Here is a 12,400-nt window from a genome sequence, read left to right on the forward strand (position 1 = left end):
CAGGCACGCGCGGGAAACCGCGCACAGAACGCTCCCTGGGGGCGAACTCGAAGGGGGAGCCCGGAGCGTCGCCCACCGCTGAGCCGACGACCGCGCCGGCCCCTCGCTGAAACCGCCTCCTCCGCGAAGGCTATCCGGGCCGTGCGGGCGGCCACACGGTCCGATTACTTCCCTCGGCTCCCCGGAAGGGCGAAACGACGACTTCCGTACGGGACATGTGCGCTCAAGAACGCTGATGGTGTTGACGTGGCTGTCGAAGTGACACAATGCGGAAACGTTTCCTTTCGGGTCCATGACGGAGGCCGCGGACGTCCCGTGTCACCCCGTCCCGGGCCGCCCCGTCGTGGGGTGGGCCCGGGGATCCAGCGCGGTCAGGGCGAGGTCGACAACCGAGTCGACGTAGGCGCCGTCCACCGGCCCGCCCGACACCAGCAGTCGGTAGTGCAATGGGGCGAAGACCAGGTCGAGGGCGGTGTCCGGGTCGACGTCCGTGCGGATCTCGCCGGCCGCCTGTGCCTCCCGCAGGGTCTCGCGCACGGGGGCCCGGCGGGGTTCGAACCACTTCTCCTCCAGGGCGCGGGCCAGGTCGGGGTCGCTCTGCGCCGCCCCGATCAGCTCGCGCAGCCGGCGTCCCGCGGTGCCCTCGACGTACAGCGCGAGGAACCCGTGCGCATAGGTGCGCAGACGGTCCGGGAAGGTTCCGTCGGACACCGGCGGCGGGCCGGTGTTCACCTTGTACAGGAACGCCTCGAAGACCAGCGCCGCCTTCGAGGTCCACCACCGGTAGAGCGTCTGCCGCCCCACGCCGGCACGGGCGACGACGGCGCTCATGGTGACGGCCTGGTAGCCGTCCTCCTCCAGGATGGCGTAGGTGGCGTCGAGGATGGCGCGCCAGGAGTCGGGGTTGCGGCGGGCGGGGTCTGCGGCGGGCATGGCGACACTCTACTTCGACGCGAGACGAGATATCTCGTCTTGCTTCCGGGGCAAGGCGGTGTGATGCTCGATGGCGAGACGAGCTATCTCGTCTCGTTGAAAGGAGCTTCTCCGATGACAGGCCCCCGCCCCGCCTTCGCCGTGAGCAACGACGGCCGCTGGCGGCTGCGCACGCCCGACGGCACACCCTTCCTCTCCGTGGGCGTGGTGCACGCCGACGACACCAACTTGCGCTACCCGCACAACATCGACCTCTTCCGCTCCCGCTACGGAGGCTCCCGCCGCCGCTGGCTGCGAGAGGGACTCGTCCACGACATGACGTCCTGGGGGTTCAACACGCTCGGCTGGACCTCCGAGTACGTCAGCGGCACCGGCCTGGCCCTCGATGGCGGCGTCGTCGACCTGGGCCACTCCGACGGACTCCCGCCCGACGACCTGGCCGCCGCCGGCGTCCCGTACACGCTGTCGCTGCGCGTTGCGGAGATCGAGCACTGGAACGGAACCCCCGCCTGCCGGGACCCGCGCGCCCCCGCCTTCGCGCAGTGGTGTGACCACCTGGCGCGCACCCTGTGCCGGCCGGACGACCCGCTGCTGCTCGGGTACTTCCTCGTCGACGTCCCCTCCTGGTACCGCCACCCGACAGGCGCCGGCTACCCGGAATCCGACCTGCCGCGGATCGCCGAGGCCTATTACCGAGTCGCCACCGAGGCCATCCGACGCCACGACCCGCACCACCTGATCCTGGGCGACCGGTACGGTACGCGCACGGGAGTGCCCGACGCCGTGCTCGACGCGATGGCCCAGTACGTCGACGTCCTGTCCGTGCAGACGTTTCCCGGCCCGGAACCGCGCGCCCTGGAGGAGTCTCTCGCGCTGATCGGCCGGTGGCACGAGCGGACCTCGCGGCCGGTGTTGATCGCCGACACGGGCAACTGGTGCCCAACAGTGATGAATCCGTGGCGCACCGGTTCCGCCCGTGACCAGCGTGAGCGAGCGGCGGGATACGTGGCTTCGGCCGAGGCGTTCACGGAGCGGCCCTGGTGCCTGGGCTGGCATTGGTGCAGCTGGCTGGAGAACCCGCATCGGGGCTTCGGCCTGAAGGACCCGTGGGACGAGCCCTACCGCGACCTGACCGACGCGGTCACGGAGACGAACCACCGCCTGACCCGCCTGGTGCAGGGGCGAACCGAGGGGTGAGGCGATCTCGGCCCGGCCGGCGGGGTGAGGGGCATGGGGGCCGGCTTCCGGGCCGGTCCCGACGCACCGCCTCGCGAGTGGCGGCACCTGACCCGGGCACGGCGTGGGTGGGCACGAACCCGCGGGTCAGGGGCTGCGCAGCAGCGGGTTGCGGTTGATCACCGCGTCCCCACTCAGTCTCCAGCGCCAGCGTGTCGCGCCCGGTCTGGGTCATCACCAGGCAGCCCTGGAGCGCGGGGAGCGGGGCGAGTGCCAGGTGTTCAGGGTCGGTGTCCGGCCCGCAGTTCGCCCCGCTCTCGCATCGCGGCGTGGCCGTCGCGGATCGCGTCCTGCCGTTGCCCGTAGCCCTCCACGAGTTCGAACCGAGTGCGCGCCCGGGGTCCAGATCGGCCAGTTCCGACGCCAGTGAGCCCCCCGCTGGGCATCCGCCCTCGCAGTCGCGGGCGTGCTGGGCGCGGACGACGGCGTCCCGTCATGCCTCCAGTGCCTCGAAGCTGTCCACCTGGCTCGGCAACGGCCGCTGGAAGGACGGTACATGCTCAGTCCGGTGCCGGACGACCGCCCGGACCAGCGTCTTCCTGTCGCCGAAGTAACGGTAGAGCTGCGAGGCGTTGGCGGCGCCGGCTGCCTCTGCGCGCCATTTCTAGAGTTGACACTCTAATTTTCACGGTCCAGGATTAGAGGGATCGCTCTAATGAGGTGTGCGGGCCGTTGTACCCGCGTGCCTCCCTCCGGAAGGAACTCCATGACCACCACCCCCATCGCGGACCAGGTCGCCCAGCTCAACGAGTCCATGGCGGCGCAGGCGCCCGCAGAGGTGCTGGAGGAGTTCCGGTCCGAGCAGGCAGGACTGGACGCCGCCGGTGTGCCGTCCGGTGTCGCGGAAGCGGGCACCCTCCTGCCCGACGCGGAACTGCTGGACGCCCACGGGGACGCGACGACGCTCATGCGGACCCTCGCCGGCCGGCCCGCGGTCATCGTGTTCTACCGGGGCGCGTGGTGCCCGTACTGCAACGTCGCCCTGCGTACCTACCAGCGGGAGCTGTCCGCCGAACTGGAGGCGCGGGGCGTCGCTCTGATCGCCGTCAGCCCGCAGAAGCCGGACGGGTCGCTCACCGTGACGGAGACCAACCAGCTGACCTATGCCGTTCTGTCCGACCCCGGCAACCGGATCGGCCGCGCCCTCGGCATCGTCACCCGGCCCGTGGAGGCGGTCCGCCGCGTGCAGCAGGCGGGCGGCCTGGACCTCACCGAGGTGAACGCCGACAGCACCGCCGACATCGTCATGCCGACCGTGGCCCTCGTGGATCCGGCGGGCGTGCTGCGCTGGATCGATGTCCACCCGAACTACACCATGCGCACCGAGCCCGCGCAGGTCCTGGCCGCCGTGAAGGAACACCTGGTCTGAGTCACGCACCCCCACCCACCACTCCATGCCTTACGACCCCTCCAACGATCGGAGCGACATCGTGTCCCTGCACGGCAAGACGGCCCTGGTGACGGGCGCCGGCCGGGGAATCGGGCGGGCCGCGGCCCTGGCCTTGGCCGACGAGGGAGCGAGCCTCGCCCTGACGGCCCGCAGTGAGGAGCAACTCGCCGAGACCGTCCGCATGGTGGAGGAACGCGGCGCGAAGGCCCTCGCGGTGCGTGCCGACCTGGCCGCCCCGGCGGCCGTCGCCGTCGTGACGGAGCGGACGGCGGCCGTGTTCGGCCGCGTGGACGTCCTTGTCAACAACGCCGCCACGGTCGAACCCCTCGGCCGTGGCACGGACATCAATCCCGACGCCTGGGCCGCGTCATTCCGGCTCAACGTGACCGCGCCCGCCGCCCTGGCCTTCGCGCTCCTGCCGGCGATGACCCGGGCCGGATGGGGACGCGTGGTGAACGTCTCGAGCGGCGTCGTCGCCCGTCCCGCCTCGATGGTCGGCGGCAACGCCTACGTCGCCACGAAGGCCGCCCTCGAAGCGCACACCCTCAACCTCGCCGCGGAAATCTCCGGTACGGGAGTCACCGCCAACGTCTACCGGCCCGGCGTCGTCGACACCGCCATGCAGGCCCTGATCCGCGACACCGGCGCGGGCCGGGTCGACGAGAACACCCATGAGCGCTTCGTGCGCAACCACCGCCAGGGCCGGCTGATCACCCCAGAGGAATCGGCGCGGTCTCTGGTCGCCCGCCTCGCCGGCGACACCTCCGGCGAGATCTGGGACGTCTCCGACCCCGGCTGAGACCCGTCCACAGGGCGGCGGCGCCGCGGAGTTCCGGCGGGGGTTGCGCCAACGGCTGTCCCCGGGCGGCGTGCTGCAGCAGACTCACCCACCGGCCTTCGTGCTGAACGTGTGTCTCCCCTGGCCGGATCGAATTCCAGCCGAAGGCCGCCTCCACGTGAGGCAGTTGCCCCACCAGGTGATTAAGCGCGACTGGCTGTTCGAGGTGAATCAAGTCGGGGCGTGGCAGCGGATACGGTCGATCATCGCGTTGAGGACGGCTTCAAGGGCGACGGTGTCGCGCCGCGTCTGGGTCATGAGAAGACCGCCCTGCAGCGCGGTGAGCAGGGCCAGGGAGAGGCCGTCGGCATCGGCTTCCTCATCCAGTTCGCCCCGCTCCTGCATGGACACCAGCCCGTCGCGGATGGCGCCCTCCCACTGGGCGTAGCCGGCCGCGAGCCTCGTACGGGCCTGCGGATCCGCATCTGACAGTTCGGCGGCCAAGGATCCGATGGGGCAGCCGCCCTTGCAACTGCGTGCATGCTGTGCCTGGACGATGGCATCGCGCCACGCCTCGAGCGCCTCGAAGCTGTCCAAGCGCTGCAGCAAGGGGCGCTGGAACCCGAGGACGTGCTCGGTCTGGTACTCGATGACGGCTTGGACCAGGGACTTCTTGTCGGCGAAGTAGTGGTACAGCTGTGAAGGGCTGGTCACCTGAGCGGCCGCGAGGATGTCCTCCGTGCTGGTGCCTGCCACACCGCGTTCGTACATGACAGCTGCGGCTGCGGCCACGATGCGGTCGCGCGTCGCACGCCCCTTCGCCGTCAATCGCCGCGTCTTCGTGCTGCTGCTCATCCGCCCAGGTTAACAGGTCCGAGCTCCATTTTAGAGTTGACATTCTAATCGCTGTCGCCGCAGGATTAGAGTCGCCGATCTAAAAGACTGGTCCCAGGCCATCGCACCTCTTCCTCGCCGCAAGGACGGACATGACCAGCCCTACAGCCGAAGGTCAGTGCCCTCACACGGGCCATGGACACACAGGCGCCCACCGATGCTCTGGAGGCCTTTCATGCCGAACAGGTGACACCGGACGCCGCCGGAGTGCCGGCTGGCGTCGCTGCGCAGGTGCTGCCCTCCTGGACGCCTCATTGCGTGAGGCCCACGGCGCCCCCTCCACCCTGCGGCACACGTGCGCAGGTCCGCCTCGCTGTCATCGTGTTCTGCCGCGCTATGTGGTGCCCGGCTGCGATGTGGCCCCACGCACCGACCGACGCGCCGGTCGAGAAACGGATTGCCTCCTGTGACCCGAGTATTGGCGTTCGACGTCAACGAGACGCTGCTGGATCTGACGGCACTGGACCGGCCGTTCGAGGAACTTTTCGGTAGCACGGCATCGAGAGCGCAATGGTTCAGCCAGATGCTGCAGCTGTCCTTCATCGGAGGCATCACCGGCTCCTACGTCGACTTCACTGCGGCCCAGCGCGCCGCTCTGCACATGATCGCCCAACGTGAAGGAGCGTCGCTGAACCGTGAGCAGGTCGACGCGACCGTGGCCCTCATGAACTCACTGCCGCCCCACCCCGAGGTGCCCGCAGCCCTTGCACGGCTGGCAGCCACCCCCCTGCACATGGTGGCCTTGACGAACTCCGTCCAGGATGTGGCGGAAGAGCAACTACGCAACGCCGGAATCCGGCACGTCTTCCACCGTGTGATGTCGGCCGATGCCCTCCGCCGACTCAAGCCCGCGCCCGAGCCCTACCTCGCTGTCGCCACCGCATTCAACGTCCATCCCGGCGACGTACGCTTGATCGCCGCCCACTCCTGGGACGTGACGGGAGCCCTGCAGGCCGGCTGCAAGGCGGCGTTCCTGCAACGACCCGGCGCAGTCCTCAGCCCCATCGGCCCCAGGCCCGACATCGTCGCCGGCAACCTCGAAGAGCTAGCCGACCTCGTCATCGCACGCGACGTCCGCTGAACGGCAACTCCGGCCGGCCTGCCCCACTTGCGGCGACTACCGCACTGGCCAGCACCGTTTCCCTCTACGGCCGAACGGCACGGCAGATAGCCAGCCAGCCCCCCACACACAGACAGGTATCTCCATGATCGACGAGCACCTTGACCGCAGCGCCGATGCCCTCTCGCGCGTGGGCAAAACAGTCAGTCGCTATGGTCTGGTCGTCGTGCTTGCCTGGATCGGCATAGGCAAGTTCGTGAAGATGGAAAGTCGCGTGCTCATCCAGGACAGCCCGTTGATGAGCTGGATGTACAACTTCCTCAGCTTCGATGCACTCGCGGCCGCCCTGGGAACCATGGAAATCGTGGCGGCCGTCCTCCTCGCCGTGCACCCACTCTGGCCACGCCTCGCCTCCCTGGGCAGCATCTTGGCGATCGTGCTCTTCCTCGGAACCATCAGCTTCCTCTTCACCACTCCAGGAGTCGTCGCCATGTTCGCCAGCGGCGTCCCCGTGCTGTCGGCGCAGCCCGGACAGTTTCTGCTCAAGGACCTGGTCCTTCTTGGCGTGTCCTTCGCAACGCTCGCCGAATCCCTCAAGGCCCAGTCCCGTCATGGACAGCAACTGGGTCGCCGCGTACAGGAATACGTCTAGGCGACGAGGTCAGGAGGGGCATCCGGTGTCCGATCGCCAGGTCAATGGCAGGGCTGTATCAGGCCAACTTCGGCTGAGAGCTGTCCCGCAATGGCCTGCCCCTCCCTGGCATGGTCGACGTGGTGATCCGGATAGGGGAGAGCTACTGCCTTCAGCCCTCCGGGCAGGTCTCCCAAGCCGTACAAGCTGCTTGCCCAGGCCCTGGACAGCTCCGCCAAGGTCGCCGTCGCCAAGTACGCCTGGAGCGGTCGGCAACGCCTGGGGCTGCTGCGTACTGGCGGAGAGCACTTATCCCTGACGTGCGCTATTCCTCGGCATCTGGCTCTCGATCGGGGAATGCACGCAGCCTCAGCTGTGGCGCCCTGTGGTCGGCGAGTCACCGCATCCGGTTGTCATCCGCGGCAATCCCGGCACGTGCGGCTTGGGTCCACTCGTCGCGGTCGAGTACCTCGAGGTAGGTCGCCCGGAGCGCCTCCTGTTGCGCCCCGGTGCACCCCGCTGCCGCGGAAGGCTCCGTAGTCAGGTGCTGAGTGAGCATCGCGATCGTGAAGTAGCGCTCCATGGTCGGGCTGAGCAAACCGACATGGCGAGCATGAGCTTCCAGCACCACGCTCGAATGGGGGTAGTGAGCGAGGGTGAGTCCCATCCCCCCGCAGTCACTCATGAGATGGAGTAGCCGACCGATGTGGTCAACCATCTCGCTGTCAGTGTCGAGCTCTGCAAGCGCCTCATGGAGTCTGGCGACTGTGGCGACCTTGCCCGCGAAGTATCCGTTGAGGAAGTCGCCGTCACAGGCCCTGCGCAGCAGCCATCGTCGGGCAGCTGGGTCGTCGAGTCTGCAGAGAGGGTCATTTCCGGGACAAGCCCTCGACGCGGCGGCGGTGTTGAATCAAACACAACAGTTAGGCGTCAGGGTCGTCGAAGGCGGTGGAGTCGGGAGACAGGCCCCACCGCCCTGACCAGGTACTTCACGCCCTGAAGGCGCTCGGTGTCCAGCAACCCTCTCGCTCGGTCGGAGTGATCATGGTGACTCCCCTCAAGGCCCGTCCCCCAGTTCGGCTGACCATGCTGCACGAGGACCTGGCTGTACCGCCGGTCGCACGGGGCGCCTCAGCTGACTACCGGCCACCTCAAGCCACCTACAGGTCCCCCGTATCGGGCCAGTCATGCCCCCGAGCCTGCCCGGCCAGCGAGGCACCGGGGCACCGGGGCACCGGACAGCAGGTCGTCGCGGACACGGGCTACTCGTCCACGAAGATCCGCTCCTACTCCGCAGGCGAGGCATCAAGGCCGCCATCCCCGAACGGATCGACCGGATCAACGACCGCATCCGCAGAAGCGAGAGCCGTTGCCGGCTCGACTGGGCTGCATACCGGCGAAGCAACCACGTCGAGCGCTGCTTCAACAAGCTCAAGCACAACAAGGCCCTGGCCACCCGCCACGACAAACTCGCCCGCCACTACCAGGCCTTGGTCACCATCGCCTGCCTACAACTCTGGCTGCCCTGACACTGCGGACACGACCTAGCCAGAACCAAGAAAATCCGACGGAGCGTCATGTTCGTCCGTCAGATGGAGAGGCGTACGCCGTCTCACCTCAACCCGAATTTTCGCAATCGAACACCCCGGTCACCCTCCGCGTTCGCTCCCCAAGATCTGTGACAGACCCGCGAAACGACGGCACTCGTCCTTCGCGGCGTCTGCTACTCAGTGGCATTCCAATCGCAAGTTGTTGCTGGCTTCGGGGATGATCAGGAAGAGTTTGAGCATGGTGGAGGGGCGACAACATGGCGATCAGGGGGCTACATCCGGAGAGGACGGCTCGGCTTGAGGCGCTCGTCAACGTGTGCCGGCCGCTGCTGACCGGTGACGGCGGGATGGCTGCTGTGCAGCAGCTACTGACTGAGCGCCGAGTCGAGGTGCTCGATGCGGTCGTGATCACGCGCGAGTTGCTCGGGGCGGGTCCCAAAGCCCTTGGCGAGGCGAAGACGATCGTCCTGACGAGTCCGGGTAGGGGGCGTGAGCTGCGAGTGCACGATCAGTTCATGGATGCCGTCGAGCAGAACGGCGGCCATGCTGAACAATGATTCAGATCCCTCGTTCACTGAGTCGTCAGTCCGCCGCCGGGCGACGGACTCTGATAGCGGACGAGCTCAGGTCTGCTGGCTTTGGCCGACTCCTCGGCTCGGGCTCGTGTGCTGGCGAGGCGGTAGGAGTCGGTGCCGGTGCTCGCCACCGTCCTCGCCGACCTGGACGCCATCGACGCAGCCACGGATGATCCCACCATCCACGCTGCGACCGCACGGATCCGCGCCGCTCCCGGCGGGACCGAGCAGGCCACCACGTAGGCCTGACCAGCCCCAACCCCTGCCGCCGTTCTCCGGTGACGACACCCGCCGCCCCTGCTGGTCCAGGGCGAGCGCGCGCCCGGCCCATGCCGATGCATCACCGAGCGGGAGGAGCAGCGCATCGGATCGAGCGGGCGTCTGTCTGCCTGCGTCCGCGGACCTCAGGCGGTCTGGTCTGCGGACCTCAGGCGGTCGGCGCGAACTGGGCGGCGGCGGAGACGTGCAAGGTGTACGGGTTGCCCCGGCCGCCGTGTGCCGCGTTCATGGCACGGACCACGTCGCCGGCGCTGCCGCCGACCCGCACGGCCGCCTCGAAGTCCGTCAGGTACCAGCGGGAGGCATCGATGATCCCGGCGGCGTCCCCCTCGTCGGCACCGGGCGGCTGGTGGCCGACGACCAGCCGGGCGGGCCGCAGGGCTGCCAGCGTGTCCAGGGCGCCGAGCCACCGTTCGCGTGCCCGGCTGTCGGTCTGCGCGAGCCACATGTGAATGCCGTTGTAGGCGACGTCGCCGCCTACCACCGCGTCGAAGTCGGGCACGTGCAGCACGCTCGACGGATCGGTGTCGCTCTGACCGACCCGCACCGGCCTGAGCTCGAGGTCGATGACCTCCCCGGTCAGGGCTCGCGGCGCTACGGGGCCGACCGGCAGCGCCCCGGGGAACAGCGACCCCCAGTACGCGAGGACCGGCGCGGTCAGCTGCCCCTCGGCGTGCGGCACGACCTCGGGCAGCGCCACCGCCTCGGCCTCGGGGAACGCCTCCAGCACGACTGGCAGTCCCAGGAAGTGGTCGGCGTGCCCGTGGGTGACGTAGACGGTCGTGAGGGTCTTGCCCGTGGCGCGGAGGAAACCGGCCAGCCGCCGGGCCTCTTCGACGGTGATGAGGGCGTCGAAGAGGCCCGCACCGCCTCGCGCCGCCCGCGGACGAGCGTCGCCGTACTGGCCGGCCAGGTCGCCGGCACGTCGGTGTCCCAACCCGGCTCCGTGGCGGCGATGGGCTTGTAGTCGCTGGTGAAGACGTCGATCGTCAGCATGGCATGCGCTCCGTTCCGCAGCGGACCCGTGCCGCCGCACCGCCATCCTCGGCGCGGGAAGTGGAAGGTCTGTGGAGTCCTTCGCACCTCCCGCGCCGCCGGGGACGACGGCCGGTCAGAAGCCGGTCAGCGTGATCTTGCCGATGGCCTTGCCGGACTCCAGGATCCGGTGGGCCTCGCGCAGGTGCTCTGCGTTGATCGTGCCGAGGTCGGTGGTGGCCGTGGTGGTCAGGATGCCGGCGTCGACCAGCCGGGAGACCTGGTCGAGGATCCGGCCCTGCTCCGCCAGGTCGGCGGTCCGGTGCAACGACCGGGTGAACATGAGCTCCCAGTGGAACGAGATGCTCTTGGACTTGAGCAGACCGATCTCGACCGGGCCGAAGTCGTCGATGGCCACGATGCGCCCGAAGGGCTTGACGAGGTCGGCGTAGGCGGCCAGGTTCCGGTCGGTCGCGGTGGTGCCGAAGACGAAGTCCACCCCGTCCGGGGCCACCTCCCGCACCTGCGGGACGAGGGGCCGGCGGTGGTCGACGAGGTGGGCGGCGCCCATGCGCCGGGCGAACTCGACGGTCTCGGGCCGGGAGGCGGTTCCGATCACCGTCAGGCTGGTCAGGGCCCGGGCCAGCTGGGAGACCATGGCGCCCACGCCGCCGGCGGCGGCGGTGACCAGCAGGGTGCCTGTCTGCCTGAGGGCCCCGGTGTGCAGACCGAGGTGCTCGAACAGGCCCTCCCACGCGGTCAGCGACGTCAGCGGCAGCGCCGCCGCCTCGGCGAAGGTGAGCGAAGCGGGCTTGTGGCCGACGATGCGCTCGTCCACCGCGTGGAACAGGGAGTCGGCGCCCGGCCGATCGAGGGCCCCGGCGTAGAAGACCTCGTCACCCACACGGAACGATTCGACCGCGTCGCCGACGGCGACCACGACGCCCGCCGCGTCCCAGCCGAGGACCTTGGGCTCGCCGCCGGGGTCGTTGTTCTGCCGGACCTTGTAGTCGACCGGGTTGACCGCGACGGCCTCGACCCGCACGAGCAGGTCCCGCGGCCCTGGCTCGGGTACCGGCAGGGTCGTGTCCAGGAGACTCTCCGCCTGGTCCACCGGCAGGCTCTTGCGGTAGGCGACGGCGGGCATCGTTGACGGGATCTGGCTCATGATCGTCCTCCAGAAGTGTGGCGCAGAGTGCTTCCGCTGCGCCCGTAACGTAGGCCAGGGGAGGTAGTAACCTGCAAGGTCTACTACTTCCCGAAGGGAAGTATGCTGGTGGGAGAGGTCCGGCAGGAAAGGAAGACCCATGGCGAGGCTGTGCGAGTCCCAGCGGCACGATCATCACGACGTGTACGCAGCCCAATGCCCGTGCCGTGACGTGCTCGACCTCTTGGCGAACAAGTGGTCGGCACTGGCCATCGGGGCCATGGAGGAGGGCCCGCAGCGCTTCGGAGCCCTGCAGAGGCGCCTCGAAGGGGTGAGTCCCAAGGTGCTCACCGCCACGCTGCGCCGGCTGCAGGACCGGGGATTCGTGGAACGGACCGTCTACCCGGCGGTACCGCTGCACGTCGAGTACGAGCTGACCGCGCTCGGCCGCAGCGTGGCCGAACCCCTGGCCCAGCTGCGCGGCTGGGTGGAGGAGCACATGGACGAGATCGCCTGAGGGGCGTCCTCGGGCGTGGGTGCCCTGCTCCGGTCAGCGGTCCAGGAACGTGTTGACCTCGAGGGCGAAGTCCTCCGCGTGTTGGAACAGGAAACCGTGCCCGGCGTCGCTGTAGAGCACCACCTTGGCGTCCGGCAACCGCTGGGACATCGCGTATGTGGCGTAGGCGTGGATCATCACGTCCCGGGCCCCGTTGGCGGCCAGCACGGGGAGCGTGAGTTCCGCCTGCCGGTCCCAGTACCCCCCGAAGCCACTGATGTCCGCGACCCGGCCGCGGACCGCCTCGGGGCCCACCACGGCCACGGACTTCCCCAGCCGCCGGTCGAGACGCCGAAGGGAGGCCAGCCCGGCGCGGTCCAGATCGCCGGCCTCGTCGGCCTCCTGCAGAGCGCCGAGCCCATGGTGGCCGAAGGGCCGCACGACGGGTTCTGGAGG

Annotated in this window: 14 protein-coding genes and 2 pseudogenes; 10 read left to right on the top strand and 6 right to left on the bottom strand. The window is 69.1% G+C overall.

What is annotated here, in order from left to right:
* Nucleotides 1–318: 318 nt before the first annotated feature.
* Nucleotides 319–933, bottom strand: coding sequence for a TetR/AcrR family transcriptional regulator (locus tag ACIGAQ_RS29340; RefSeq protein WP_399788033.1), 615 nt, complete (start codon nt 931–933; stop codon nt 319–321).
* Nucleotides 934–1,047: 114 nt separating this feature from the next.
* Between ACIGAQ_RS29340 and ACIGAQ_RS29345 the strand changes: the two genes are divergently transcribed.
* From ACIGAQ_RS29345 to ACIGAQ_RS29355, 3 genes are all read left to right on the top strand, one after another.
* Entirely contained in the window at nt 1,048–2,130 is a 1,083-nt protein-coding gene (locus ACIGAQ_RS29345; protein WP_399788035.1) for a hypothetical protein, read from the top strand.
* Nucleotides 2,131–2,875: 745 nt separating this feature from the next.
* Entirely contained in the window at nt 2,876–3,538 is a 663-nt protein-coding gene (locus ACIGAQ_RS29350) for a peroxiredoxin-like family protein (RefSeq protein WP_399788038.1), read from the top strand.
* Between the two features lie 25 nt (nt 3,539–3,563).
* Nucleotides 3,564–4,358: an SDR family NAD(P)-dependent oxidoreductase gene (locus tag ACIGAQ_RS29355; RefSeq protein WP_399788040.1), complete on the top strand. Its 795-nt coding sequence runs from the start codon at nt 3,564–3,566 to the stop codon at nt 4,356–4,358.
* A gap of 210 nt (nt 4,359–4,568) precedes the next feature.
* On the opposite strand, the gene ACIGAQ_RS29360 is transcribed toward ACIGAQ_RS29355, so the two are convergent.
* Nucleotides 4,569–5,192, bottom strand: a complete 624-nt coding sequence (locus tag ACIGAQ_RS29360; protein WP_399788043.1) for a TetR/AcrR family transcriptional regulator — start codon at nt 5,190–5,192, stop codon at nt 4,569–4,571.
* 445 nt (nt 5,193–5,637) lie between these two features.
* Here ACIGAQ_RS29360 and ACIGAQ_RS29365 point away from each other — a divergent pair, with 445 nt between their 5' ends.
* From ACIGAQ_RS29365 to ACIGAQ_RS29375, 3 genes and pseudogenes are all read left to right on the top strand, one after another.
* Nucleotides 5,638–6,312, top strand: coding sequence for a haloacid dehalogenase type II (locus ACIGAQ_RS29365; protein WP_399788046.1), 675 nt, complete (start codon nt 5,638–5,640; stop codon nt 6,310–6,312).
* Between the two features lie 124 nt (nt 6,313–6,436).
* A complete protein-coding gene (locus tag ACIGAQ_RS29370; RefSeq protein WP_399788048.1) occupies nt 6,437–6,943 on the top strand; it encodes a YkgB family protein in 507 nt (168 codons plus the stop codon).
* A gap of 125 nt (nt 6,944–7,068) precedes the next feature.
* Nucleotides 7,069–7,240 (top strand): annotated as a pseudogene (locus tag ACIGAQ_RS29375) (Ku protein); the annotation flags it as partial.
* A 79-nt stretch (nt 7,241–7,319) separates the two neighbouring features.
* Here ACIGAQ_RS29375 and ACIGAQ_RS29380 read toward each other — a convergent pair.
* On the bottom strand, nt 7,320–7,553 hold the full coding sequence (locus ACIGAQ_RS29380) for a hypothetical protein (RefSeq protein WP_399788485.1): 234 nt from the start codon (nt 7,551–7,553) through the stop codon (nt 7,320–7,322).
* Between the two features lie 614 nt (nt 7,554–8,167).
* Here ACIGAQ_RS29380 and ACIGAQ_RS29385 point away from each other — a divergent pair.
* The 3 genes and pseudogenes from ACIGAQ_RS29385 to ACIGAQ_RS29395 form a co-directional block, all read left to right on the top strand.
* Nucleotides 8,168–8,451, top strand: a pseudogene (locus ACIGAQ_RS29385) (transposase); the annotation flags it as partial.
* A gap of 278 nt (nt 8,452–8,729) precedes the next feature.
* Nucleotides 8,730–9,029 (top strand): hypothetical protein, encoded by a 300-nt coding sequence (locus ACIGAQ_RS29390; protein WP_399788050.1) that lies wholly within the window; start codon nt 8,730–8,732, stop codon nt 9,027–9,029.
* 138 nt (nt 9,030–9,167) lie between these two features.
* A complete protein-coding gene (locus tag ACIGAQ_RS29395; protein WP_399788053.1) occupies nt 9,168–9,290 on the top strand; it encodes a hypothetical protein in 123 nt (40 codons plus the stop codon).
* A gap of 184 nt (nt 9,291–9,474) precedes the next feature.
* Here the strand turns inward: ACIGAQ_RS29395 and ACIGAQ_RS29400 are convergent, their stop codons facing one another.
* Both ACIGAQ_RS29400 and ACIGAQ_RS29405 read right to left on the bottom strand, forming a co-directional pair.
* On the bottom strand, nt 9,475–10,263 hold the full coding sequence (locus ACIGAQ_RS29400; protein WP_399788055.1) for an MBL fold metallo-hydrolase: 789 nt from the start codon (nt 10,261–10,263) through the stop codon (nt 9,475–9,477).
* A gap of 174 nt (nt 10,264–10,437) precedes the next feature.
* Nucleotides 10,438–11,469, bottom strand: coding sequence for a zinc-binding alcohol dehydrogenase family protein (locus tag ACIGAQ_RS29405; RefSeq protein ID WP_311678245.1), 1,032 nt, complete (start codon nt 11,467–11,469; stop codon nt 10,438–10,440).
* Between the two features lie 181 nt (nt 11,470–11,650).
* Here ACIGAQ_RS29405 and ACIGAQ_RS29410 point away from each other — a divergent pair, with 181 nt between their 5' ends.
* A complete protein-coding gene (locus tag ACIGAQ_RS29410) occupies nt 11,651–11,965 on the top strand; it encodes a winged helix-turn-helix transcriptional regulator (protein ID WP_399788059.1) in 315 nt (104 codons plus the stop codon).
* A gap of 33 nt (nt 11,966–11,998) precedes the next feature.
* Here ACIGAQ_RS29410 and ACIGAQ_RS29415 read toward each other — a convergent pair whose 3' ends face one another.
* Entirely contained in the window at nt 11,999–12,385 is a 387-nt protein-coding gene (locus ACIGAQ_RS29415) for an alpha/beta fold hydrolase (RefSeq protein WP_399788062.1), read from the bottom strand.
* Between the last annotated feature and the right edge of the window lie 15 nt (nt 12,386–12,400).

Origin of the sequence: Streptomyces sp. NPDC085932, assembly GCF_044540525.1 — a bacterium.
Classification (GTDB): domain Bacteria; phylum Actinomycetota; class Actinomycetes; order Streptomycetales; family Streptomycetaceae; genus Streptomyces; species Streptomyces levis.